The sequence below is a fragment of the Pontibacter coccineus genome, assembly GCF_030546575.1.
Lineage (GTDB): Bacteria > Bacteroidota > Bacteroidia > Cytophagales > Hymenobacteraceae > Pontibacter > Pontibacter coccineus.
In genome coordinates this window covers 719,850-744,894 of sequence record NZ_JAUOTN010000001.1, presented here as the reverse complement: position 1 = coordinate 744,894, position 25,045 = coordinate 719,850, and the positions used below count along the sequence as shown (strand labels likewise).

Here is a 25,045-nt window from a genome sequence, read left to right as displayed (position 1 = left end):
ATAATAAATAAAAAGGAGCACCCAAAGGTGCCCCTTTTTTGCGGCTATACCTTGCGGCGCAGCTCTTTAAAGGTATAGGTATACTTATTTTTCTCATCCGGCTGGTGGCTTTCAGAACTCACTTCCTGCCATTCCTCTTGCTTCAACTCAAGGAAAAAAGTATCCCCGTCAAAGGCATGGTGCACCTCCGTCAGGAATAGTGTATCTACATAGGGGAGGGCCTGCTTGTAGATTTCAGCGCCACCCACAATGCTCACCTGTTCGCTGTCAAGCTCTCGGCCTTTTGCAATCGCCTCTTCAACGGAGTTCACTACAATACATCCTTCAGCCTGATAATCTTCCTGCCGAGTGACTATAATCGTGGTGCGGCCGGGGAGAGGTTTGCCGATGGACTCAAACGTCTTGCGGCCCATGATCATGGGGTGCCCCATGGTCTTTTGCTTGAAATGACGCAGGTCGGCGGGCAGGTGCCAGATCAACTGGTTGTCCTTCCCGATGACGTTGTTCTCGGCTATGGCTACGACGATGGCGATCATATTAATGTGCTAATGTGCTTTTCAGTCGATACTAAATTTAAGCTGAAATGCTTAAGGTTATACCTGAAAATAATCTATACCTCAAACTTATACCCTCTGAGCAAATCCTGCACCGGCATGCGCTTTTTGCCTTCTATCTGGAGGTCTAAAATAGCGAGGACTCCATCATCAGTCTGTACATGCAGGTAGGTTTTGTTGTCCGTTTTGATTTGGCCTGGCGCTAAGGTATAGGCGGTATCCTCCAGCACTTGTGTCTTGAAAATTTTAAACGTCTTCCCATCGAAACGTGTCCAGGCGGCTGGGTAAGGCGAGAGGCCGCGGATGAAGTCCCGTACTTGACGGGCGGACAGGTTCCAGTTTATCTCGCAGGTCTCTTTGAAGATCTTCGGAGCATGTTTGGTCTCGGCTGATGTTTGCTGGGGCTGTGGCTGCACTTCGCCGCGTTCGATGGCTTGTACTGTACGCACGGCCAGTTCAGCGCCTTTGTGCTTCAGCTTTTCATACATGCTGCCAAAGTCGTCGTCTTCCAGTATCGGTAGGCGGTCCTGGAAGATCAGGTCGCCGGTGTCGATCTCGTGCTTGAGGAAGAAAGAGGTCACGCCGGTTTCTTCCTCACCGTTGATGATGGCCCAGTTGATAGGCGCCGCCCCCCGGTATTGCGGCAGCAAAGAACCGTGGATGTTGAAAGAACCAAGCTCCGGCATGGCCCACACCACCTCCGGCAGCATGCGGAAAGCCACAATAATCTGCAGATTTGCCTGGTAGCTGCGAAGTTCTTCCAGAAAAGCCTCCGACTTCAGGTTGGTTGGTTGCAGCACCGGTATACCTTGCGACACGGCGTACTCTTTCACAGGCGACTGCTGAATCTTCTGGCCGCGGCCCGCCGGTTTGTCAGGTGCCGTCACCACAGCTACTACCTTATAGTTATGTTCGACGAGTGCTTGCAGGGTAGGCACCGCAAAATCGGGTGTACCCATGAACACAATGCGTAGATCAGGCATGGTTCTATTCAAAATCAGGGTATAGCAAGTAGTTTTTGCGGAGCACTTTGTAGTCCGACAGGTTAGGCTCCCAGCTGGCTTTGATCTCGGTTTCGGTTTTGCCGGCAATCACTTGCTTGCGCAATTCCGAGGTACCCGCCAGTTTCTCGAAGAAGTTGTTGAAGAACTTTTCCTTGCTGGACGAGTTGTTGTACATCTCCAACAGGTACTTCAGGGTGAAAGGCTGCGCAAACGACGGATCGGTCAAATCCATGCCGTAGCACTTGACACCTTTATGCGGCGGGTCAGTGGCACCCGGTGTGCTGACAGGCGTAAACGAGTAGTCCTTCTTCTGGTAGAAAGGCGAACCGATCACCTGGAAAGGCGTAGGCGTACCGCGGCCCACGCTCACGTTCGTTCCTTCAAAGAAACAGATGGACGGGTATAGGGCAATAGACTGGGCGTTTGGCAGGTTCGGAGAAGGGCGCACCGGCAGGTCATACGCCATCGTGTGGTCGTAGTTCTCCATCTTGATCACGGTCAGGTCGCAGCTTTTCTCGCCTTCCAGCCATTTCTCACCGTTGATCATCTCGGCCAGTTCGCCTACTGTGAGGCCGTGCACAATCGGAATCGGGTGCATGCCCACGAAGGACTTGTGCTCCATCTCCAGCACCGGGCCATCTACGTAGTGACCGTTCGGATTGGGGCGGTCCAGCACAAGCATCTTCTTGCCGTTTTCGGCACAGGCCTCCATGGCGTAGTGCATGGTGCTGATGTAGGTATAGAAGCGCGTGCCCACGTCTTGAATGTCAAACACAAGCACGTCGAGGTTCTGCATTTGCGCTTTAGAAGGCTTCTTGTTGCTGCCGTAAAGCGAGATGATCGGCAGTCCCGTTTTGGTGTCTTTCGCGTCTTTGATGTGCGCACCAGCATCGGCCTCACCGCGGAAACCGTGCTCAGGGGCAAAAATGGTAGTCACTTCCACGCTGCGGCTGATCAAGGTGTCCACGAGGTGGGTTTTGCCGATCACAGAGGTCTGGTTCACGACCATACCCACACGCTTGCCCTCCAGGTGCTTCAGGTAACGGTCCAGTTGCTCGGCGCCCAGTACCAGCGGTTTGGCTGCAGGCGTTTCAGGGGCGGTGGCTGTTTCTGTTGCGGGTATGTTTTGCTCCGCGGTTGTGGCGGGGCTTTGCTTAGGCGAACAGCTGTTGAGGCCAAGTAATAGGGCACCGAGGATTAAGATGGGTTGTATCATGCGTGTTGGGTAAGTGTATGTATGTTTAGGTGGCAAAAACGAATTTAAGCGGTACGAAGTCAAAATTCATACCTATATTTAAGGCAGTTTAGACGCAAGCGAGTGAACGTATCCAAATTCATATCTGATAAGATTTCCGAAGTACAGGCTGGTTCTTTCACCACGTCTGTGACAAAAATAGCAATTATAAGCATAGCTGCAGGCATTGCCATCATGATTGTGTCGTTTGCGATTCTGGAAGGCTTCCGTGATGAGATACGGAACAAGATTTTCAGCTTCGGGGCGCACCTGCAGATCAGTAAGTATGATACCAACAATTCCTTCGAGGGCGCGCCCATCAGCACAGCCACAGGTATAAACAGCACCGAAGAAATAGCGGGCATAAAGCATATACAGGGCTTCGCCCGCAAAACGGCCATCATCAAAACACAAGACGAGGTGTTGGGCGTGGTGATGAAGGGCGTAGGCAGAGATTATGACCTGAGCGCCATGCGGGACAATCTGGATGAGGGCGGGGTGGTGACATTCTCAGATACGGCCTCTTCCAAAGACGTGATGCTCAGCCGGAAAATTGCCAACAAACTCCGGCTTAAGGTAGGGGACGAGGCAATCTTTTACTTCATCCAGAATCCGCCGCGAGCCCGAAAACTGCGGGTGGCCGGGGTGTTTAACACAGGGTTGGAGGAGTTTGACGAGGTGTTCGTTATCGGCGATCTGCAACTGATTCGCGAGCTCAACAACTGGCCCGATACTCTGGTAGGCGGCGTGGAGATATTGCTCAAGGATTTCGATCAGATAGACGTGGTGGCCGACCAGGTATTCGACCAGATGAACTACGACCTGCAGCTCGAAAAAATAACCGACCGGCATGCCCAGCTCTTTGACTGGCTGCAGCTGTTGCGCAAAAACGTGGTCATCTTTCTGGTGCTGATCATCTTCGTGGCGACTTTCAACATGGTGTCCACGGTGTTCATCATGATCATCGAGCGCATCAGCATGATTGGCGTGCTCAAAGCCATTGGGGCCACCGACGCTCAAATACGAAAGATCTTCTACTTCCGCGGCCTCAGCCTGACGCTCAAAGGGATGCTGTGGGGCAACGTGATCGGGTTGGGCTTCTGCGCCATCCAGTACTACTTCCAGCTCATCCCGCTCGATCCCGAAAACTACTACATGGATACTGTGCCCATCAGCTGGAACTTCGGCATCATCATCGCCCTCAACGTCATCACCCTCATGATGACCATGCTCGCCATCCTGATCCCTGCCGCCATGGTCGCGCGCATTAAGCCTGTTCGGGCTATTAAGTTTGATTAGGGGAGGAGTATACCTTCGTTGTAATTACATCAAACTTCTGTGAAGTGACTGCAGCGCATTTAAAGAATCTTGTGAAAAGAATTTTACTCCTTATTCTAACCATCTCGTTCGCAACTGCGTGCAGCACAACCCAAAAGGCTCAACAAGGACCATCCACAGTAGCTGCAGAACAAAATACTAATTCTTCACAATCTGATGCCGGAGGACCTCCGTCAAGACAACAGTTGGTAGGGTTTTGGAAAATGGTAGAGCTGCCCAAAAAGGAAGTGAATCAGGTTGACCCGTGGCCTCAACCTTACCAATGGTTTGCCTTCTATGAAGACGGCAAGGTTTATTCTATGATGACTTCAATGGATGGGAGCCACACGGCAAAAGAGCTGGATGAATTGTTTAAAACTTTACCGAAAAGTAGGACACCGAACTATACCTATGATGGTCAGTTTATAACCATCGATAACCCGGATATCAAAAATTACCAGGAGGTATGGGGCGTAAATTTATTTGCCAGGGATGTAGAAGGGCTTGCCAAAAAAGGTGATATCATCATGTCATTAGATGATGGCAAAGGAAATGCGATTTATTACCGTTTATTGCGGAGAGTTGAATAGCTCGATCTAATACTATTTCATCTTGTCCAAAACATCCATAAAAACAAAACCGGCAGCTCATACCTGAACTGCCGGTTTTGTTTCTAAGTCTATACCTCCTAGCTATACCTGCGGCACTGCCTTTGGGGTCTGCCCACTGGTACTGCTTACCATTTCTCTACGCGGCACCGGCATTTGGATACCCTGCTCTTCAAAAGCTGACTTGGCACGTTCGTTCATGTCCCAGAAGAAGGCCCAGTAATTCTCTTTGTTCACCCAGACGCGCACGCTCAGCGAAAGGGAATGCTCGGCAAAATCGGTTACCACAATGGCAGGTGCCGGGTCAGGCAGTACACGCTCGTCGCCCTTTATTAGGTCCTGCAGAATCTGGCGTACTTTGCCGATGTCGTTGTTCACCGAAACGATAAACTTCAACTCCACGCGGCGAGTTTTCTCGATCGTGTAGTTCACCACCACACTGTTGGCCAGCGGGCCGTTGGGTATAAAGATCGTCTTGTTATCAGGTGTTTTCAGTACCGTGTTGAAAATGTTGATCATGTCCACGGTGCCCCCCTGTCCCTGCGCTTCGATGTAGTCGCCTACCCGGAAGGGCTTGATAGTGAGAATCAGCACACCGCCGGCGAAGTTGGCAAGGCTACCTTGCAGGGCCAAACCAATGGCCAGACCGGCCGATCCGAGGATGGCGATGAACGAAGTCATCTCGACGCCTAGTTGCGCAATCACCAGAATAATCAGCAACACGCGCATGGCCACGGCCAGCACACTCTTCAGGAACGGGCGCAGCGATACGTCCACGTCCTTCTTCACCATCAGATTATACATCATGCGGTTGAGCCAGTTGATGACCCAAAGGCCAACTAACAGTGTGATAACGGCCACCACCAGGCGCATCCCATACACCATTACAAAATTGGTGATGTTGGCGCTGTAAGCTTCAAAATTAAAAAGGTCAGACATAGCTGTCAGGTTCGTGTTAAAAGCAAAACTCTGGCACCTATGCGAGGGTACCAGAGTTCAAATTTGGTTAATTTCTATAGCAAAGGCAAAACTAAGCCAGGTGGCGGCAGTTCAGGATCAGGTTCGGGTCCGGGCAAAGGCCTTCATACAAAGCGCGTTCTGACAGTCGGGCCACACCGGGATAATCGCCCTGTTTTCCGTCCATCGAGCACATTACCTGAAAGTGCAGATGCGGCGGCCAGTCGCCGTTCTCGGGGTATGGGCCCACCTCGGCAATCTTGTCGCCTTTCCGGATTTTCTTGCCAACCGACAGCCCCTCCAGGCAAGACACATTCAGGTGGCCATACAAGGTATAGAACGTCACGCCTTCGAGTTCGTGCTCCAGAATAATGGTGGGGCCGTAGTCGCCGAAGTTGGCGTTGTCGGCAAAGCTGTGCACCCTGCCGTCAAGCGGGGCAAACACGGCCGTGCCGGCGGGTAGCCAAACATCTATACCTAAGTGCAGGTCGCGGCTCTCCTCGGCCGCGTCGAAGTGTTGGCTGCGGCGGTAAATGAATCGGTTCTCCAGATAGCCACCCACGCCGATGGTGGCGTTCTGTTCCTGCAGCATGCGGTTCACAGCCTGGTTAAAAGCTTCGGTATTGCGCAGGTCAGTTTGCTGCAACAATTGGTTGGCTGCCGTAAAATCAAGACGGCACACTTGCCCGCCGTTCAGGTCCGTATCGAGTACGGGCCCGAAGGCAACAGTGTGCCGTCTTAGAATATCGCTAAGTTTCTTTTCGGTATTCAGCATGTGGTAGTAAGGCGGGAAATGTGCCGCCACGCAAGTACAAGTATAAGAAGAATTATGCGACTTCTTCTACATACTTGGAGAGTGTCTTCAGGCTCTTGGTCTTGCCAAAAAGCTCTTCGGACTTCTTGCTGTAAGCCTGCGCAGCTTCCTGCAGCGTGTCGAAAGTGCCGAGGTTGATGCGTTGCTTGTTATGGTGGATGATGGCGCGGTACTTCTGCGCTTCTTTGTGCACGCCGCGTACGCCCAGTTTGTTCTCCGTTTTGGCTGTGTTGCGCACAATCTTGCAGAGCGGAGCCCACTCCAGGTTTTCGAGGCGGCAGTCGAGCTTGTTGCCGTTCTTGAAGTGCACATACAGCTTGATGTTGCTTTCGGGCTTTTCAATCAGCTGTTCGCCGATCATTTTGTGCAGGTAGATGGTTTCGTTGCGGTACTTGCCGTTTTTCAGCGGCCAGTTCTTCTGGAAGAAGGCGTAACCGTTAGAGTGAATGCGCAGGTGCTTCAAAAAATCAATTTGCTGCAGGTAAGCATTGTTCTGAATGTACTCGTAGGTGCGGTCGTCCACTACTACGGTTTTTTCACAGTTTTTGAGAGTTAGTTTGTAGAGCATTGGTGTTTTCAATAATGGTATGGTAAAGAACGGAATGCGGGGGTTGGTTAGTACCTGACTACAGCACTTGTATGTACTATGTTACAAATGTGCAGTTTTTTTTTCATCCAGCGTTCTTTCTGTTAATGATTTGGTTATAATACGTGATTCAGGAAATCGGTTTTAAAAAATAGCCGAAATTTTCACTGAACAGGACAGATTGTCGTAACTTTCAGTCTGAAACCATGTTTCCTCTTAATAGACTAGTATAAAAACGATATGAGTAGCCCCTATTTCATGCTGAAGGTCGTGGAGATAACACGCGAAACCTCAGATGCGATTACGATACACTTAGAACATCCCGATAAAAAACCGATTCCATTCAAGGCAGGTCAGTTCCTGACACTTATCCTTCCGATAGACGGAAAGAAAGTCCGCCGTTCTTACTCACTGTGTTGCGCCCCGAATGAGGGCAGTAGACTGTCAGTAACTGTTAAACGTGTAGAAGGTGGTCTGGTTTCCAATTATTTGCTTGATAATCTGCAAGTTGGACAGGAAATTGAGGTAATGGAGCCACTCGGTAATTTCAACCTTGTGCCGGAGGCCGAAAAGAGCCGCCATATTATCCTTTTCGGGGCTGGTAGCGGCATTACGCCACTGATGTCCATGCTCCGAGCGGCCCTGCGCGAAGAGCCCAACACGAAGGTGACGCTGCTGTACGGCAACCGCGACGAGAACTCTGTTATCTTCAAGCAACAGCTGCAGGAGCTGCAGGATGCCAACCCGAATCGCCTGCGGGTGGAGTACATTTACAGCCAGCCCAAGCAGGCCTGCGACTACCGCGGCCGCATGAACCAGAGCGTGATCTTGAAAATACTGGAGCGTCAACAGCTGTCCAAAGCAACAGATGCCCTGTACTACATGTGCGGACCTGATGGGATGATGGAGGAGGTGCGCAAGGCTCTGAACGTGCTGCACGTGCCTGCTGAGCGCATTTTCCGGGAGAGTTTTGTGAGCAACAAACTGGTGGAGCAGCAGGAGCAGGAGCACCACGGCGACGTTTCTTCTTCGGACGATGACGGCGAGATCACGACCCAGACCGTAACCATCATTTACGAAGGAGCCGAATACAGCGTGGTAGTGGAGCCGGACCAGACTATTCTGGAAGCGGCGTTGGACCAGGACGTGGATCTGCCATACTCCTGCCAGGCTGGTCTGTGCACTGCCTGCCGGGGCAAATGCCTGAGCGGAAAAGTGCATCTGGACGAGCGCGAAGGACTATCAGACGCTGAGTTAGATGAAGGGTACGTGCTCAACTGCGTAGGCCATCCGCTCACCTCCAACGTGGTCATCGAAATAGGATAAAAATATTTGTTTATAAATCAGTTTAGCTGCACTATATTTTACATATATAGTGCAGCTTTTTTTTGCACTTTCAGAAGAAGTGTCTATATTACCTCTTCTTTACAGAACCATCTATGAGTAAAACAGAAGCTATGATACAAGTACCCGAACGAAAGAAGCGGGTTTACCTGTCCGAAGACTTTAAAATAGATAATTGGGAAACCATACAGCCATATTTTGAAGAACTGAAAAGCCGCGCCATCAACTCGGTGGAGGAGCTGGAGAAGTGGATGAAAGACCGCAGCGAGCTTGAGAGCGTGCTCTCCGAAGACCTGGGCTGGCGCTACATCCGCATGACCTGCGACACCCAGAACGAGGATATCACAAAGGCTTTCCAGTATTTCGTATCAGAGATAGAACCCCAAATAGCCCCTTACGACCACGAGCTCAACCTGAAGTTGATGCACTCGCCTTATGTGAACGGGCTTGACAAAGACAAATACCGCATCTACCTGCGCGGTGTGGAGCGTGCGCTGGAGATTTTCCGCGAAGAGAACATTCCGCTGAACACCGAAATCAGCACCAAGCAGCAACAGTACGCCGCCATAACAGGGGCCATGACCGTGACGCTGGACGGGGAGGAGATGACCCTGCAACGCGCCGCCGACCGCCTGAAGCGAAACGAGCGTGCCGTGCGCGAAGAAGCATGGCGCGCCATACAGGAGCGCCGCACGCAGGACCGCCAGAAACTCGACGACCTGTTCGACGAACTCCTGAAGCTCCGCACGCAGGTGGCTAAAAACGCCGACTTCGACAACTTCCGCGACTACATGTTCGCCGCCATGGGCCGCTTCGACTATACGCCGCAGGATTGCTTTGATTTCCACCAGTCCATCGAGGAGACCATTGTGCCTTTGCTGACAGGTATAGACCACGAGCGCAAAGAGAAGCTAGGTATAGCCGATCTTCGCCCCTGGGACCTGGACGTAGACCCAAGCGGAAAAGCCCCTCTGGAGCCGTTCCACTCAGGCGAAGAACTCCTGGAGAAGACCATACAAGTATTCTACAACCTCGACACGTACCTGGGTGACTGCCTGGCTACCATGCGCGAGATGGGCCACCTGGATCTGGAGTCTAGAAAAGGGAAGGCCCCGGGCGGGTATAACTATCCGTTGGATGAGATTGGCGTACCATTCATTTTCATGAACGCCACCTCGAGTCTGCGCGACGTGATTACGATGCTGCACGAAGGTGGCCACGCCGTACACTCTTTCCTGACCCGCGACCTGACCCTGAGCGCATTCAAACACCCGCCATCTGAAGTAGCCGAGCTGGCCTCTATGTCGATGGAGCTGATCTCGATGGATTATTGGGACACCTTCTTCATAGACGAAGACGAGTTGCGCCGCGCCAAACGCACGCACCTGGAAAGTGTGCTCGAGACCTTCCCGTGGGTAGCCACCGTAGACAAGTTTCAGCACTGGCTGTATGAACATCCTGAGCACAAACAGGAAGAACGCCACCAGGAGTGGCTCAATATTTTCGGGCGTTTTAACCACCTGGAGGTGAACTGGAGCGGACTCGAGAAGTATAAGCCCTTCATCTGGCAGAAACAGCTGCACATCTACGAAGTGCCTTTTTACTACGTGGAGTATGCCATGGCACAATTGGGTGCGATTGCGGTTTGGAAGAACTATAAAGAAAACCCTTCCGAAGGACTCGCCGCCTACAAGCGAGCCCTCAGCCTGGGTTATACCGTCACAATTGGCGAAGTGTATGAAGCCGCCGGTATTAAATTCGATTTCAGCACCGAGTACATCAAGAGTCTGGTTGACTTTGTGAAAGGCGAAATGGCCAAGATTTAAGATATAGCTATACCTGTACAAAAGCCCCGGCGTTACCTCTCAGGTAGTGCCGGGGCTTTTGTATAAATATCCGGTTGCCGTCAGCGGCCTGGCAGGTATAGCTATACCTGCCGGTTCGATTTATGGAACTCCGCCTACCTGTAGCAAGGGCTTTACCGTAGAGATTTTTATACCTGTTCACGAAGAAAAATGGATCCGCTCAATCGCTTGCTTCCCATCGGGATGATCTTGTTGTGCATCGCTGCAGCCTGTTCCACCGAGCCAACTTCTGTCTCGCAGTCGAACGCACCCATGTCGAATGCCGAGGTAGCTCGGGGAGCCGTAGGTTCGTGGGAAGGCACCATTCCCTGCGCCGACTGCCCGGGCATAGGCTATACCCTGGACCTCAACCCTGACAGCACGTACCGCGAGCGCATGGTGTACCAGGGCCGAAGCGCGACGCCATTTGTGCAGTCGGGCACCTGGGGTGTGGGCAATGGGAGGGTGCAGCTAAAGAAACAATGCACGGGCAACAACCAGTTTGCCCTGGAAGGCGAAGCGCTGGTGATGCTGGATGGCGACGGAAACCGTATTGATTCAGCACTGGCCGATGCCTACCGCCTGCGTCGAAAAAGTCCAGATGAACCAGAGGACAACCCCAGTCTGTGGCGCGAGAAGTACGAGCGCGGGATAGACTTTGCCGCCATTGGCAATGAGCCGTTCTGGTCGTTGGAGATTGACTTAGAGAAAATGATTGAGTTTAGGCTGTTGGACGAAGAAGATGGTAGTGTGCTGACGCCTATACCTGTCGCTGAAAAGCCGGATTTAGGGGAGGGCACCATCTACAGAGTGCAGACTGTAACAGGCAATCTGGAAATCCGGTTGATGAAAGAGACATGCGTCAACACCATGACAGGTCGCGAATTACCTTACATGGTAACTGTATTAAAAGACGATACAGTATTCCAAGGCTGCGGCATGTACCTCCGTGACTCCCGCTTAAACGGCACCTGGAATCTGGTAGAACTGCAGGGGAAAAAAATTAACCCGAAAGACTTCGATCAAAACCAGCCGGCTATGGTAATCGATCTGACTGAGGGAAAGGTATCTGGTAGCGCAGGTTGCAATCGAATAACAGGCACGCTTGAACCAATAGGCGACAGAATTAACTTCGGCCCTCTTGCCTCCACCAGAATGGCTTGCCCGAATATGGAGGTAGAGAGTCAATTCTTAAAAGTATTAAGTGATGGGGAACTAAGGTATAGAGTAGGTGAGGAGCGGTTAGAGTTGATGTTGGGTGGGAAGGTGGTTGCTGTTTTTGTGAGAGGAGATTAGTTGTATCTATACCTTTATCTATGCCTAAACCTCTCTGGCGTAGCGATGAAATTATTCAGGTATTGCGAGCTCTTGCTTATATAGCTTTGTCTATACAGCTAGCCTAGCTTATACCCCAAGTTTAGCGTCAGCGCAAATGTGGTTGTGCATGGTAGCCAATTTGCAACTGGCGAAGTGGCGGCTGTCGAGGTAAAGAAAACAGTATTGTGTTATAGCTTGCCCTAGCCGGGCGGGCCTCACTTTTTTCCTTGATGAAAAAAGTAAGCAAAAAAATCAAGACGCTTTTAAACTCGCTGACCGCTCAAACAAAAAATCGTCAAAGGTGCACCGTGTACAGCTATCTGTTCCATAGCCTCCGGGGTAAGTTAGTCTTGCTATACCTGCCAGTGGGGTATGATAGGTGCCACGAAGCTTATACCTGTAAAGTAGAATCGTATCGGCTTTCAATCCCCTGTCGGGAGGGGCAGGTTAATCGTGCACAGATATACTGGAGTTAAGATGCTTATACCTGTAAATTGGCAGCGACAGATTCCCCGCCTGGAGGTACGGGCCCTCTTAAAGGATAAAGAGGGGTTAGGGGTGGTTAGACACGGAACTGCAAGGCATAATCTGCTGCAACAACGCTAACGCCTGTGTCTCGACAGTAGCGGCAATTCCCCTCTAGAGAGGGGCAGGGGTGCATTATAGCAACTGTCCGACCTACTTTCCAGGGTGATAGACTGGAAAGCAGTAGAAGGAAAGTCCACGTTGAGGGTAGAGCCCTCTTCACAAAGAGGCGCGTTGGCAGATTTAATTGCGCATAAGAATCCTGTTAATCCTCAAATTCTGAAAATCCTGATTCAGACAATCAATTTCTTGGTAGCTTCAGACGCTCGCAGGTTTAAAAGACGTTGCGAAGCCCTCGATTTCTCTCCCTGACCTTTCCAACCCCCTCAAACCCTCAAAGTAACGGCAATAAAAATCCTGATTCACAAAAAAATCGCCTGTCTTTTCTAACAGGCGATTTCCATTTCATTATCAAGATCCTTACAAAGGCTTAAATTGCTCAAACATCTGCCGGCAGTCGTTGCAGTAGTGCATCGAGCGGCAAAGGGTTGGGCCGAAAGGCGTGCGCATATCTGTGTTTTCGCTGTCGCAGTAGGGGCATTTCACATGCTCGAGAATGTCGAGGTCCAGAATCAGGTCATACTTGGGTGGTGGTGCCAGACCAAACTCTTTCAAGTGCTGACGGCCTCTCTCCGAAAGCTTGTTACTGTCCCAGGGTTGATCGAAAGACATAATGACGGTATGGTCGGTGATGCCGTACTTGTCCAGCGTGCGCTCCACGTCCTTTTTTATGTAGTCCATGGCAGGGCAACCGGCAAAGGTAGGCGTCATGTTCACGGTCACGTGGCCTTCATCTGAAATCTCCACGCCTGTGATGACCCCCAGGTCCACCAGCGACAATACCGGTATCTCAGGGTCTTTCACCTCTTCCAACAGGGTCAGTATGTTCTCTTTCGTCAACTCCATTTTGTTTGGTTCGAATCAGGTAGCACGTGGCAAGTATCAAGAACTCTTCTGCCAATCTTCTAAGTGAAGTCGTGCTACGTGTGTCGTGATACGCTAAAAGTTACCACTCCGCTGTCGGATCAATTTTGAACACCTCGGCCATTTCGTCTAAAAGCGGCTGCAGGTGCTCGGTGTGTTCGCCGTAACGACCGCCTAGTTTTGGCTCAACCGTAGCAAGGCTTGGTAATTTCAGGTCTGTCTTTTCAATCACCGCCACAATACGCTTCAGCCACTCGGCTTTCACAGCTTCCTCACCAGGGTATACGCCGGCCTCAATCAGCTCTTGCTCATACTTAGATGGCTCGAACAAGCCTAAGGCGTAAGGTATAGCTTCGTTCAGGGAAGACTGCAAACGCAGGATCGCTTCTTCAGTAGAAGTGCCCAGATTCTTGATCCAGGTGTTGGCGTGTAATACATGGTACTTCACTTCACCTTTCAGTTTAGTGGCTACCTTCGCAATTGGGTCATAGCTCGACTGGCTCAACATCTCGAAGCGGATGATCTCGGCATTGTCGTACAGGAAGTGACGGATCAGGCTGAAATCATACTCGCCGTTGGGCAGCTCCACCAGCTGGCTGTTGTGGAACTGGTTGGCGTTGCGGGTGAAGGCGACCGTGTCCGGATCGGCTTCGCCAAGCTCCTGCAGCAAGGTATAGAAGGCCAGGCTATGACCAATCTTATCCTGCGCCATCGACGAAAAAGCAATGTCTTCTTCGAGTATCGGGCCGAAGCCGGTCCACTCAGAGTTGCGGTGGCCCAGTATCAGTTGGTCGTCGGCCAGTTTGTATAACAGGTCTTTTATCGCGAGCTCGTTCATTAGGAGGCAGTCGTTTTGTTTTCTTCTTTATACTTTGTGATTTTATCCATCACTTTGTAGGCGATGGCTTCGCGGTACTTCTTCTCAGGTATAGTCGCCCACAAGTCCTTGTCTTCTTCTGCTGACTGCAGTACATGCTTTGACTTCACTACCCAAACGTTCACAATAGGGCCATTTTCGCCGAATTGCTGGCGGGCTTCCTGTAGCGCCTCCTGATAAGAAGTCGCCATGACGCGGCCGGTATGGGTATGGGCTTTGCCGCGTTTTTTCAAATGGAAAATTTCGTAAGCCTCAGCTTCTGCGCTGCGTTCAGTTGGTTCTTCCATGCGCAGCATGTCGTACACATTTTCCTGGTCGCCCACATAAGGGGTTAGCTGGATGTGCTCGGTTCTTACAATCCAAAGACCCACGCAAGCGTATCGGCGGCTATACTGCTCTTTTGCAAACAGGAAAGCCACATCCTCATTGGGCGCGTGAACAGGACCTACATAGGTATAGGCAGCACCTTCTTTTTTCTGATGGAAGGCCTCGTACGTTTCGAACTGGTCCAGCTCCGGCTTTGGCTCAATGGCTGGCGCCTCGCCTTCCGGCAGGTTCAATCGGGTTACTCTTGGGTCTAGTGATGTCAAAGACATAATTATCTTAGTTAAGAGTTATGAGTTGAGAGATATGAGTTCAGTGTAAATCCACTTTAAACTCTTAACTCTCAACTTTTAACTACCATTGGCTATGCCAACGGACGGACATACTTTGCTTTTGGGTTGAGGAGGGCTCTGCGAACCCAGGCACCACGCTCTTCGGCGGTGCGGCGTACAGCCAGGCGCTCGGCGTTGCAAGGGCCATCGCCGTTGATCACGCGCTTAAACTCATCCCAATCCGGCTCGGTGTATTCCCACTGGCCGGTTTCCATGTTCTTTTTCAGGTTCGGATCCGGCACGGTCAGGCCAAGCTCCCAGATCTTCGGCACATACATGTCGAGGAACTGCTGACGGCATTCATCGTTGGAGGCCATCTTCACTTTCCAGCGCATCAGGGTTTCGGTGTGCGTGCTCATTTTGTCCGATGGTCCGAAGAAGGTCATAATAGGAGGCCACCAGCGGTTCAGGGCAGCCTGAATCATTTCGCGCTGCTTCGGTGTACCCGTCGCCATATGCACCACGGCGTCGTGACCGTACTTCAGGTGGAAGGCCTCCTCGGCGCAGATACGCTCCAAAGCCCTTGAGTAAGGGCCGTACGAACCTTTGGCATTGGCCATTTGGTTTACGATCGCGCCTGCGTCAATCAACCAGGAGATGATGTTGGAATCAGCCCAGGTATAAGCCGGGTAGTTGAACACGTTCGAGTACTTGCTCTTGCCATTGATCAGGTCGGTCAGCATTTGCTCACGCGTTTTGCCCAGCGTCTCGGCCGCACTGTACAATAATTGTGCGTGTCCTACTTCGTCCTGCACCTTGGCCATCTGAGCCATTTTGCGACGGAAGCCCGGTGCACGGGTGATCCACGTCCCTTCCGGCAGAGCGCCGATGATCTCAGAGTGTGCATGCTGCTCGATCATGCGAATCAGCTGCTTACGGTACAATTGCGGCATCCAGTCGTTTGGCTCGATCTTCTCGCCACGGGCGATGCGCGCTTCAAATTCGGCCAGCTTTGCAGGATCTTCGGTCTGCAGGTCGTCGAATTTGGTAGCTTCAAAAACGTTTCCTCCTCCGTACATAATATTTTCAGATTTAAGGTTCAGTAAAAAGCGCCGGACCATTAAGGTGGATAGTCCGGCTAAGGTTAGGTATAGGTCAGTTTAATTAAGGTTCGTCTTTAATCCGTTCAGCAGCATGGCCGACAGGTTCTCTGCAATCTCGGCTGGCTTCATCTTTCCGTCCGGCTTGTACCAGGTATGGATCCAGTTCAGGCCGGAAAGTATCGTTAGCACGGCAAACTTCTCGTCCGGCACCTGAAACTCGCCGTTGGCTATACCCTGGCGGATGATCTGGCGGAAGTAACTTTCATACCGGTCGCGCAGGGCCAGAAACTCGGTGTGAAAAGGCTCGCTCAAATGGCGCCACTCCTGCAGGAACACCGCCGAAGCCTCCGTGTTGCGGGTGAGCACCTGCACATGCGCCGAAATAGCGTGCTTCAGTTGCTCCGTAGCATTGGCGTCCTCGTCTTTCACAGCCTCAATCGCCCCGAAAAACTCCTCTGCCATCCGAAAGCACACGCGCTGCAGAATCTCTTCTTTGGAACGGATATGCGAGTAAATGCTGGCCGCCTCTATACCCAGAGCATTGGCCAAATCGCGCATGGACGTAGCCGAAAATCCTCTGGTCTTGAATAAGGCCGTAGCCGTTTGCTCTATCTGTTCTTTCCTGCTCACTGTGTACTCCTTATATAGCTAACAACAAATGTAAACAACCTAACGTTCGTTAGCAAGTTATTTTTACGTGTACACTTACTCCGAAGTTGCTGGTGCACTGTCTGCTGAAGGGGAATAGGGGAGCTTGTATTGCCGCCTGCACAAGCTCAACTCTTGTAGATTTAATTCCGGAGCAGCCGCCTTTGTAACCCTGGATCGTTTTTTGCGGTCTGTTTACTAGAAGAAATTGCTTTAAAAGCTATAAAATAGCGGACGTTTCCTTATATTAATGGAGCATTACCGATTTGCTCGCGTATACTTGAAACCGGCTTGCCGGTAAGTGAAACCAAAATTTAGAAGACACAAACCATGACTGATACAACACAACCCTCTGTCACGCAAACCATGGATTTCGTGCATTACGAAGTAAAGGAGCGTGTTGGGTACATCACCCTGACCAGATCCGAGAAGCGCAATGCGCTGAACGCTGAAATGGTAACCGAGCTGAAGCGCGCCTTTGCCGCTGCTGAGGATGACGAAACCTGCAAAGTGATCGTGCTGCGCGCCGAAGGCAAGGTGTTCTGCGCCGGGGCCGATCTGGAGTACCTGCAGCGCCTGCAGCAGTACGACTACCACGACAACCTCGCCGACTCTACTCACCTGATGGAGCTCTTCCGCCAGATCTATACCTTAAAGAAAGTAGTGATCGCACAGGTACATGGCCACGCCATTGCGGGCGGCTGTGGGTTGGCCGCCATCTGCGACTTTACCTTCACTGTGCCGGAGGCCAAGTTCGGTTATACGGAGGTGAAGATCGGCTTTATACCTGCCATCGTGAAGGTATTTCTGTTGCGTAAGATAGGGGAGGCCCGCGCCAAGCAGCTCCTGCTGACCGGCGACCTGATCTCCGCTGAAGAAGCCCAGACGTACGGCTTGGTGAACTACGTGGTACCTGCCGAAGAACTGGAAAGCAAGGTCTTCGACTTCGCCCAGAAGCTCTGCAGGGAGAATTCCCGCCAGAGCATGGAAGTCACCAAAGAGATGATTGCGCGCGTGCAGGAGATGTCGCTGGAAGATGGTCTGCAGTATGCCGCCGAGATGAACGCCGTAGCCCGTGGCAGCGAGGACTGTCAGCGCGGAATCGATGCGTTCTTAAACAAACAGGCGCTGACCTGGTAGATTTCTGTTAAACTTTCAAAACCATTTGTTAAACTTGTTGTTTGATGAGTATGCTGATGGGACTTGGAATCATGTTGCTTACCTTTGTAGCCATGGAGGGCGTGGCCTGGGTCATGCACAAGTACGTGCTGCACGGTTTTCTGTGGTTCCTGCACAAGTCCCATCACAGGCATCACAAGCACGCTTTTGAGTGGAATGACCTGTTTTTTGCCTATTATGGAACGCTAGCGATGCTGTTCTTTGTATTTGGCAGCGAGCCCATTGATTATAGGTTCTGGATAGGCGCAGGCATTACACTTTATGGCGTGGCTTATTTCCTGATACACGATGTTTTCATCCACAGGCGCATCAGGCTTTTTGGTAATACGTCTAATGTTTACCTCAAAGCCTTAAACATGGCGCACAAAGTGCATCATAAGCACACGGACCGCGACGGTTCCGAATCTTATGGCATGCTGTGGGTGGCACCGAAGTACTTCAGGTCCGCATACTCAATTTTACAGAAACGACAACAAGGGGAACAGACGTGGCGCAGTACACCATCAAAGAGCTAGAGCACCTGTCCGGTATCAAGGCTCACACGATCCGCATCTGGGAACAGCGCTATAATGTGCTTTGTCCCCAGCGCACCGATACCAACATCCGGTATTACAGCGATGCTGACTTAAAAACACTCCTGAACATTTCGCTTCTCAACGAACAAGGGTACAAGATCTCCAAGATAGCCAAGATGAGCCCCGAGCAGCTGAAGCTGACGGTGCAGCAATTGGCTGAGCATGAGAATACGACCCTCTCGCACCACATCAACAACCTGGTCACGGCGATGGTCGATATGGACGAAGAGCGGTTCGACAAGACCTTTTCCACCGTAACCCTGCAGCTGGGTTTTCAGGATGCCATGCTGAAGGTGCTCTACCCCTTTCTGCACAAAATTGGCATTTTGTGGCAGACCAATAACATAAGCCCTGCGCACGAGCACTTTGTGAGTAACCTGGTGCGGCAGAAACTAATTGTGGCGATTGATGGGCAGGTGGTGAAACGCACCGAAGACACACCTACCTATTTGCTATACCTGCCGGAAGGCGAACTGCACGAGATCGCATTGCTCTTCATGAATTACTTAATCCGGGCGCACCACTACCAGGTGATCTACCTGGGCCAGAACCTGCCTTTTGAAGACCTAAAAAAGACGTACGAGCAACTGAAGCCCGCCATTATCTGCACGGTTATGACGATTGTGCCGGAGCGGGACTTTGTGCAGGAATACATTGAACGGGTGGCCTCCGCATTCCCGGAAGCACAAATCTATTTCTATGGCTACCAGGCGCAGCATAGTTTGCTCAACTTCCCCAAAAATGCAAAGCGCCTGAGTTGCATTGCCGATTTTGAGGCTGTGTTGAAAAAAAGTAGTTAGAAGTTAAACAGGTATACGGGCTAGGGATAGTTCAACAAAAAAGGTCAAACCCCATCAGGTTTGACCTTTTTTGTTGGGAAAAGTTCTAAAATGAAGTTTTCTATATAGTTTATTCTGTTTAAATATTTAAAATTAATGTTAAACAAAACTTGACTTAAAATTCTTAACGCCGTATAATTGTTTAGTTATTTATAATAAACGTTAAACATTATGACGGCATTAGAATTCTCCACTCATATTCAGTTGGCAGCTGGTTCGTTGAAGCCGGTAGCCATGAACCTTACCCGCAATGCGGACGATGCCAAAGACCTGGTGCAGGAAACACTTCTCAAGGCGCTGGCAAACCGCGAGAAGTTCCACGCCGGCACCAACCTGAAGGCATGGCTCTACACCATCATGCGCAACACGTTTATCAACAATTACAACAAGATCACCAAGCGCAGCAGCAACATCGACAGCACGGAGTACCTGCAGTACCTGAACACAGACGACAGCTTTGTGACGGTTAACAAAGGCACGGCTGCGTTCGTCATGAGCGATATAAAGGCGGCCATCGCGAAATTAAATGAAGAGCACCGCACGCCTTTTATGATGTATTACATCGGATATAAATACTTAGAAATCGCTGAAAAACTGAATATTCCGATCGGCACGGTGAAAAACCGCATCCACATCGCCCGCAAGGAATTGAAGAAGATGCTGCAGGTTTATGGCGACTAGCTACAACTTAAACTTGATTTTTTAGTAAATTTCTAAATGATGTCCAAAAAAGTAATCGTGATCGGTGCCGGTTTCTCGGGTCTTGCGGCCGCTACCAGCCTGGCTGATCAAGGGTATGAAGTGACGGTGCTCGAGAAGAATGCCACGCCCGGCGGCCGCGCCCGCAGCTTCGGGGCTGATGGCTATACCTTCGACATGGGCCCGAGCTGGTACTGGATGCCCGACGTGTTTGAGGCTTACTTCAACAAGTTTGGCAAAACCGTATCCGATTACTATGACCTCGTTCGCCTTGACCCATCCTACACGGTGGTGTTCGGCGAGGATGATTTTGTGGATCTTCCAGCTTCCTTAGGGGAACTGAAGGCCCTGTTTGAACAATGGGAGCCGGGAAGCGCCGCCCGCCTCGATAAATTTCTGGAACAGGCCGCCTATAAGTATGAGGTAGGTATAAACCAGCTGGTGTACAAGCCCGGCCGATCGGTGACCGAGTTCATGAGCCTGCGCCTGTTGCTGGATGTGCTCCGCATGGATGTTTTTCAGTCCATCCACACGCACATCCGCCGCTTTTTCTCACATGAGAAGATCATCAAGCTGATGGAGTTTCCGGTGCTGTTCCTGGGGGCACTTCCCCAAAACACCCCCGCCCTCTATAGTTTAATGAACTACGCTGACATCAGTCTCGGAACCTGGTATCCGATGGGGGGCATGTACAAGATCATTGAAGGGATGGTGCAGCTGGCGGAAGAGAAAGGCGTTTCGTTCCTCTACAACCAGGATGCGCAGGCGATAGAAGTAGAACAAGGTATAGCCCGCCGCATACGCACTGCCACCGGTACTTTTGAGGCCGATGTGGTGGTGGCCAGCGCCGATTACCATCATGTGGAGAAGAACCTGTTGGCTCCGGCCTATCAAACTTATACTGACAAATATTGGGAAAGTCGCGTGATGGCCCCTTCCTGTTTGATCTTCTACCTGGGTATAGGCAAGAAGCTCGGCAACCTGCGCCACCACAACCTGTTCTTCGACGAAGACTTTGGTCCGCATGCGCACGAGATCTATACCGACCCCAAATGGCCTGCCAAACCACTGTTCTATGTGTCAGCACCGTCGGTGACGGATGCCAGTGTAGCGCCGGATGACTGTGAGAACCTGTTTGTGCTGATGCCGGTGGCACCAGACTTAGAAGATACAGAGGAATTGCGGGAGCGCTATTACAACCTGATCATGGACCGGCTGGAGTACCTGACCAAACAGGACGTGCGCAGTGCCGTGGTGTTTAAGCGCACCTACGCCCACCGCGATTTCATGTCCGACTACAATGCCTTTAATGGCAATGCCTATGGCCTGGCCAACACGCTGATGCAAACCGCCTTGCTCAAACCAAGCCTCAAAAGCAAGAAAGTGAAAAACCTTTACTATACCGGTCAGCTAACGGTGCCTGGTCCGGGCGTACCGCCTTCCCTGATTTCGGGTCAGGTGGTGGCGAAGGAAGTAGCGAAAGATTATGCGTTGGCGCCGGGTCAGCGATTACCAGTGAGCAATTAACGCCCCAATAGAACTATGGATCTATTCAAAGACACCTGCCTGAAGTGCAGCAAGCTGATTACCGAGGCGTACAGCACGTCGTTTACGCTTGGTATCAAGACGCTGCACCGCAAATTCCATGACCCGATCTATGCCATCTACGGCTTTGTGCGTTGCGCCGACGAGATCGTGGACACCTTTCATGACTTCGACAAACGCAAATTGCTCGACCAGTTCAGCCAACAGACCTTTGAGGCCATTGAGCAGGGCATCAGCCTGAACCCAGTGCTGCATGCTTTTCAGTGCGTAGTGAACGAGTATCAGATCGACCGCGCCTACATCGAGGCCTTCCTGAAAAGCATGGCGATGGATCTGGACGACCACGTGTATGACCCGGCCTTGTATAAAGAGTACATCTATGGTTCGGCGGAAGTAGTAGGACTGATGTGTCTGAAGGTCTTCTGCGAAGGAGATGCGGAACAGTTTGAGCGGCTGAAGAAACCGGCCAGCAGCCTGGGAGCTGCCTTCCAGAAAGTGAACTTCCTGCGCGACATGCAGAGTGACTTTAAGGACCGGGGCAGGGTGTATTTTCCGGCTGTGGACATCCGCACGTTCAACAATCTGTGCAAATCGCAGATAGAGGCTGACATCGCCAAAGACTTTGAGGACGCGTACGCCGGCATACTGGCTTTGCCCCGTTCGGCGCGTATGGGCGTATACCTGGCCTACGTTTATTACCAGAAGCTTTTCCGGAAAATCAAAGGACTGCCAGCAACCCATATCCTGAATGAGCGCGTAAGAGTACCTGATAATACAAAGTTTGCCTTACTTTTAGGCTCCTATGTCAGGTACCAATTAAACGCCATCTAACCACGTGAAGAATAGCTTACAAATACTTTTCATTTTCCTGTTTTTTAGTTTTACGGCGCTGGCCGACAATTCCAGAAAGTACAAATTGTCAGACCTTCGCGTGCAGTTTCTGGAGGCCAGCAAAGACAGCAAGGCCGGCCGCGATTTTCATAAGCTGATGAGTGACTACGAGGACAATAACCCCGTGGTACTGGCCTATAAGGCGATTTCAGAGGCAATAATGGCCAAGCACGTCTGGAACCCTTACATGAAGATGAAGCATTTGCAGAAGTCTTCTGAAATATTTGAAGAGGCGGTGCAGCTCAATGCTTCGAACCCTGAAATTCGGTTTTTGCGCTTCACGGTGGAGCATTATGTGCCGCGCTATCTCAACCTGAGCAAAAACCTGGAAGACGACAAAGCCACGATCATCGCCGGCCTGGAGCGTCACCCTAAATCGGGCCTTTCCAATGACATGGCCCGCGATATCCGCGCTTTCATGCTGACGAAAGACCACTGTACTGAACAAGAAAAACAAAGAATCAAACGCATACCGATTTAAACCCGATGCCGCTATACCTGTACCTGAACATTTTCACCATTCTGTTTCCCCTGCTGCTCTCGTTCGACAGGAAAGTGGCTTTCTACAAAAACTGGCCGTACCTGTGGCCGGCTATCCTTGTCAACGCAGCGCTCTTTATGATCTGGGACGAGCTTTTTACCCAGGCCGGTATATGGGGCTTCAATCCGGAGTATCTGGTGAGCATCTATATCTTCAATTTGCCGCTGGAGGAGGTGCTCTTCTTCATCACGGTGCCCTATGCCTGTGTGTTTATCTATGAATGCCTGAACGCCTACATCACCAAAGACCTGTTGCAGCCTTATGCCAAGGGAGTAACCTTCTTACTTATACCTGTGCTCTTGCTACTGGCGGCCTTCCATCTCGAGAAACTCTATACTTCTATCACCTTCACACTGCTGGCCGCGATGTTGGGCGTGCATTACTACTATTTCAATACCCAAAAATTAGGACGTTTCTACCTGGCCTATATCGTGCACCTGGTGCCGTTTCTGTTGGTGAACGGGGTTTTGACCTACCTGCCGATCGTGTGGTATAACAACAGCCACAACCTGGGCTTGCGCATTGTGTCTATACCTGTGGAGGATTCGATGTACTCCATGTTGATGCTGTTGCTCACCATTTCGATTTATGAGGGCTTAAAACAGCGCTTCGCCGTTAAACAATATCAACCTTTGGCTGTATAAAGGTATATGCGGAACCTTCAAGTCACGATCGATTCTAACTCAGGCTTTTGCTTCGGCGTGGTCTATGCCATCCAGATGGCTGAAGACCTGCTCGACGAGCAAGGGTATCTTTATTGCCTGGGTGATATCGTGCACAACGACGTGGAGGTAGAGAGGCTGCAGAAACGCGGCTTGCGCATCATTGACCACGCCCAACTACGGGAACTGCGCGACGAGGCGGTATTGATACGCGCCCATGGGGAGCCGCCTACTACCTACCACATGGCCATGCAGAATAACCTGACCTTGATTGACGCGTCCTGCCCGGTGGTGCTGAAGCTGCAGAACCGGATCAAAACGTCCTACGACAAGGATGATCGGATCTTCATCTACGGAAAGCACGGGCACGCTGAGGTAATGGGTTTATTGGGGCAAACGAGCAACAAGGCGGTAGTGTTCGAGAATCTGGACGAGCTGATGCAGCACGAGTTGCCATCTAAAATCACCCTCTACAGCCAGACCACCAAAAGCACCAACAGCTTCTACAACATCAAAGACACGCTCGAGCAAAAAGGCTACGAAGTAGACGCCAACGACACCATCTGCCGGCAGGTATCGAACCGCGACAAAGACCTGCGAAAGTTTGCCGCGCAATTCGATAAGATTATCTTCGTGTCAGGTACCAAGTCGAGCAACGGCAAAGTCCTCTACCAGGTATGCAAGGAAACCAATCCGGCCACTTACTTTGTATCGAAGGTAGAAGAACTGCAGCCTTCGTGGTTTGCCGACGGCGACACCGTAGGGATTTGCGGTGCCACTTCCACGCCGATGTGGCTGATGGAGGAGGTGCGCGATATTTTGCTCAGGGAAGCGGTATAGGCAGGTATAGGTAAGTTGCCGTAAACAAGGTATAGCCGGGAGTAAGTCAGGTATAGGGCAAGCTTAAAACCTCTACCGTACAGGTAAACCCAACTTGGCAACTATAGGTATAGCACGGGATAGACGGCTGGAGAAACCATACACGACATGGGTAGTAAATTCCTTCTTTATCCGTTGTCAAACTATTTTTTGTCAAAAAGACAATGGCGAAGACGATCAAACGAGATAACAGAGGCATAGCAGTCGCGGCCACCATCGTGGCGTGCTGGTTTGGCTTGCTCGTATACCTGTTGCGCTTTCCGGTAGACTTTGCTTCGCCGCTGCCATACCTGTTCCTGCTGGTGCAAACACATTTGTACACCGGTCTCTTCATCACCGCTCACGACGCCATGCACGGCGTAGCGGCTCCCGGGAGGCCGAAGCTGAATCGTTTGATCGGCACTGTCACGGCTTTTCTATTTGCCTACAACTGGTACCCGCGACTCTTACCGAAACACCACCAGCATCACAAGCATGTAGCGACCGAGGAGGACCCAGACTACCACCACGGTTCGTTCTGGCCCTGGTATTACAGTTTTCTCAAAAACTATATCACCTGGTGGCAGATCGTGCTCATGGCCATAACTTACAACGTACTGCAGCTGTTTTTTCCGCTCGAGAATGTGGTCCTATTCTGGATGGTACCGGCTATATTGGCTACCTTCCAGTTGTTTTACTTCGGCACCTACCTGCCGCACCGTGGCGAACATGCCCCCGATAACCGCCACAAGTCCGGCACGCAGGGCAAAAACCACCTGTGGGCCTTTGTGAGTTGCTACTTCTTCGGTTACCACTACGAGCACCACGACAAGCCCTACCTGCCTTGGTGGCAGCTGTATAAAGCGAAAGGGTAGTGCCTTTGGAGAAAGGACTTAAAGTTTTCAGGTATAAAAAACGGCCTGCCTCCGGAATTCCAGAGGCAG

At 51.2% G+C, this 25,045-nt stretch carries 26 protein-coding genes; 15 read left to right on the top strand and 11 right to left on the bottom strand.

Annotated elements, in window-relative coordinates:
- Positions 1 to 44 precede the first annotated feature (44 nt).
- The 3 genes from Q4E40_RS03445 to Q4E40_RS03435 all read right to left on the bottom strand — a co-directional run bounded on the left by Q4E40_RS03445 (position 45) and on the right by Q4E40_RS03435 (position 2,774).
- A complete protein-coding gene (locus tag Q4E40_RS03445; protein WP_303410049.1) occupies positions 45 to 536 on the bottom strand; it encodes a dihydrofolate reductase in 492 nt (163 codons plus the stop codon).
- A gap of 74 nt (positions 537 to 610) precedes the next feature.
- The gene (gene fmt, locus Q4E40_RS03440; RefSeq protein ID WP_303410047.1) at positions 611 to 1,537 is read right to left on the bottom strand and encodes a methionyl-tRNA formyltransferase; all 927 of its coding nucleotides are present in this window, start codon (positions 1,535 to 1,537) and stop codon (positions 611 to 613) included.
- Positions 1,538 to 1,541: 4 nt separating this feature from the next.
- Positions 1,542 to 2,774, bottom strand: coding sequence for an exo-beta-N-acetylmuramidase NamZ family protein (locus tag Q4E40_RS03435; RefSeq protein WP_303410045.1), 1,233 nt, complete (start codon positions 2,772 to 2,774; stop codon positions 1,542 to 1,544).
- Between the two features lie 102 nt (positions 2,775 to 2,876).
- Here Q4E40_RS03435 and Q4E40_RS03430 point away from each other — a divergent pair, with 102 nt between their 5' ends.
- Both Q4E40_RS03430 and Q4E40_RS03425 read left to right on the top strand, forming a co-directional pair.
- Positions 2,877 to 4,091 carry an ABC transporter permease gene (locus Q4E40_RS03430; RefSeq protein WP_303410043.1) on the top strand — a complete coding sequence of 405 codons (1,215 nt, stop codon included), beginning with the start codon at positions 2,877 to 2,879 and terminating at the stop codon, positions 4,089 to 4,091.
- Between the two features lie 71 nt (positions 4,092 to 4,162).
- Positions 4,163 to 4,699 (top strand): hypothetical protein, encoded by a 537-nt coding sequence (locus Q4E40_RS03425; protein ID WP_303410041.1) that lies wholly within the window; start codon positions 4,163 to 4,165, stop codon positions 4,697 to 4,699.
- Between the two features lie 102 nt (positions 4,700 to 4,801).
- Here the strand turns inward: Q4E40_RS03425 and Q4E40_RS03420 are convergent, their stop codons facing one another.
- From Q4E40_RS03420 to Q4E40_RS03410, 3 genes are all read right to left on the bottom strand, one after another.
- On the bottom strand, positions 4,802 to 5,656 hold the full coding sequence (locus Q4E40_RS03420; protein ID WP_303410039.1) for a mechanosensitive ion channel family protein: 855 nt from the start codon (positions 5,654 to 5,656) through the stop codon (positions 4,802 to 4,804).
- 91 nt (positions 5,657 to 5,747) lie between these two features.
- The gene (locus tag Q4E40_RS03415) at positions 5,748 to 6,449 is read right to left on the bottom strand and encodes a peptidoglycan DD-metalloendopeptidase family protein (RefSeq protein WP_303410038.1); all 702 of its coding nucleotides are present in this window, start codon (positions 6,447 to 6,449) and stop codon (positions 5,748 to 5,750) included.
- Positions 6,450 to 6,501: 52 nt separating this feature from the next.
- Positions 6,502 to 7,056 (bottom strand): HNH endonuclease, encoded by a 555-nt coding sequence (locus Q4E40_RS03410; protein ID WP_116543081.1) that lies wholly within the window; start codon positions 7,054 to 7,056, stop codon positions 6,502 to 6,504.
- A 258-nt stretch (positions 7,057 to 7,314) separates the two neighbouring features.
- Between Q4E40_RS03410 and Q4E40_RS03405 the strand changes: the two genes are divergently transcribed.
- From Q4E40_RS03405 to Q4E40_RS03395, 3 genes are all read left to right on the top strand, one after another.
- A complete protein-coding gene (locus tag Q4E40_RS03405) occupies positions 7,315 to 8,400 on the top strand; it encodes a ferredoxin--NADP reductase (protein ID WP_303410035.1) in 1,086 nt (361 codons plus the stop codon).
- Positions 8,401 to 8,531: 131 nt separating this feature from the next.
- A complete protein-coding gene (locus Q4E40_RS03400) occupies positions 8,532 to 10,244 on the top strand; it encodes a M3 family oligoendopeptidase (protein WP_303410033.1) in 1,713 nt (570 codons plus the stop codon).
- 189 nt (positions 10,245 to 10,433) lie between these two features.
- Positions 10,434 to 11,558, top strand: coding sequence for an META domain-containing protein (locus Q4E40_RS03395; protein ID WP_303410031.1), 1,125 nt, complete (start codon positions 10,434 to 10,436; stop codon positions 11,556 to 11,558).
- Between the two features lie 1,026 nt (positions 11,559 to 12,584).
- On the opposite strand, the gene paaD is transcribed toward Q4E40_RS03395, so the two are convergent.
- From paaD to Q4E40_RS03370, 5 genes are all read right to left on the bottom strand, one after another.
- Entirely contained in the window at positions 12,585 to 13,070 is a 486-nt protein-coding gene (gene paaD, locus Q4E40_RS03390; RefSeq protein ID WP_303410029.1) for a 1,2-phenylacetyl-CoA epoxidase subunit PaaD, read from the bottom strand.
- 100 nt (positions 13,071 to 13,170) lie between these two features.
- Positions 13,171 to 13,926, bottom strand: coding sequence for a 1,2-phenylacetyl-CoA epoxidase subunit PaaC (paaC, locus tag Q4E40_RS03385; RefSeq protein ID WP_303410027.1), 756 nt, complete (start codon positions 13,924 to 13,926; stop codon positions 13,171 to 13,173).
- Entirely contained in the window at positions 13,926 to 14,561 is a 636-nt protein-coding gene (locus tag Q4E40_RS03380; RefSeq protein ID WP_303410025.1) for a phenylacetic acid degradation b, read from the bottom strand. The genes paaC and Q4E40_RS03380 overlap by 1 nt, the downstream gene beginning before the upstream one ends.
- A gap of 92 nt (positions 14,562 to 14,653) precedes the next feature.
- Complete coding sequence (gene paaA, locus Q4E40_RS03375; protein ID WP_303410023.1) at positions 14,654 to 15,640, bottom strand: 1,2-phenylacetyl-CoA epoxidase subunit PaaA; 987 nt, start codon at positions 15,638 to 15,640, stop codon at positions 14,654 to 14,656.
- An 81-nt stretch (positions 15,641 to 15,721) separates the two neighbouring features.
- On the bottom strand, positions 15,722 to 16,294 hold the full coding sequence (locus Q4E40_RS03370; protein WP_303410022.1) for a TetR/AcrR family transcriptional regulator: 573 nt from the start codon (positions 16,292 to 16,294) through the stop codon (positions 15,722 to 15,724).
- A 348-nt stretch (positions 16,295 to 16,642) separates the two neighbouring features.
- Here Q4E40_RS03370 and Q4E40_RS03365 point away from each other — a divergent pair, with 348 nt between their 5' ends.
- From Q4E40_RS03365 to Q4E40_RS03320, 10 genes are all read left to right on the top strand, one after another.
- Complete coding sequence (locus tag Q4E40_RS03365; RefSeq protein ID WP_303410021.1) at positions 16,643 to 17,452, top strand: enoyl-CoA hydratase/isomerase family protein; 810 nt, start codon at positions 16,643 to 16,645, stop codon at positions 17,450 to 17,452.
- A gap of 44 nt (positions 17,453 to 17,496) precedes the next feature.
- Positions 17,497 to 18,006, top strand: a complete 510-nt coding sequence (locus tag Q4E40_RS03360) for a sterol desaturase family protein (RefSeq protein ID WP_303410149.1) — start codon at positions 17,497 to 17,499, stop codon at positions 18,004 to 18,006.
- Positions 17,979 to 18,866 (top strand): MerR family transcriptional regulator, encoded by an 888-nt coding sequence (locus tag Q4E40_RS03355; protein WP_303410020.1) that lies wholly within the window; start codon positions 17,979 to 17,981, stop codon positions 18,864 to 18,866. The genes Q4E40_RS03360 and Q4E40_RS03355 overlap by 28 nt, the downstream gene beginning before the upstream one ends.
- Positions 18,867 to 19,076: 210 nt before the next feature.
- Entirely contained in the window at positions 19,077 to 19,586 is a 510-nt protein-coding gene (locus Q4E40_RS03350; protein ID WP_303410019.1) for an RNA polymerase sigma factor, read from the top strand.
- Positions 19,587 to 19,625: 39 nt separating this feature from the next.
- On the top strand, positions 19,626 to 21,131 hold the full coding sequence (locus tag Q4E40_RS03345) for a phytoene desaturase family protein (protein WP_303410018.1): 1,506 nt from the start codon (positions 19,626 to 19,628) through the stop codon (positions 21,129 to 21,131).
- Positions 21,132 to 21,146: 15 nt separating this feature from the next.
- Positions 21,147 to 21,980 carry a phytoene/squalene synthase family protein gene (locus Q4E40_RS03340; RefSeq protein WP_303410017.1) on the top strand — a complete coding sequence of 278 codons (834 nt, stop codon included), beginning with the start codon at positions 21,147 to 21,149 and terminating at the stop codon, positions 21,978 to 21,980.
- A gap of 4 nt (positions 21,981 to 21,984) precedes the next feature.
- Positions 21,985 to 22,521, top strand: coding sequence for a hypothetical protein (locus Q4E40_RS03335; RefSeq protein ID WP_303410015.1), 537 nt, complete (start codon positions 21,985 to 21,987; stop codon positions 22,519 to 22,521).
- Between the two features lie 5 nt (positions 22,522 to 22,526).
- The gene (locus Q4E40_RS03330) at positions 22,527 to 23,225 is read left to right on the top strand and encodes a lycopene cyclase domain-containing protein (protein ID WP_303410014.1); all 699 of its coding nucleotides are present in this window, start codon (positions 22,527 to 22,529) and stop codon (positions 23,223 to 23,225) included.
- A 6-nt stretch (positions 23,226 to 23,231) separates the two neighbouring features.
- A complete protein-coding gene (locus Q4E40_RS03325; protein ID WP_303410013.1) occupies positions 23,232 to 24,083 on the top strand; it encodes a 4-hydroxy-3-methylbut-2-enyl diphosphate reductase in 852 nt (283 codons plus the stop codon).
- Between the two features lie 203 nt (positions 24,084 to 24,286).
- A complete protein-coding gene (locus Q4E40_RS03320) occupies positions 24,287 to 24,976 on the top strand; it encodes a fatty acid desaturase (protein ID WP_303410012.1) in 690 nt (229 codons plus the stop codon).
- Positions 24,977 to 25,045 lie beyond the last annotated feature (69 nt).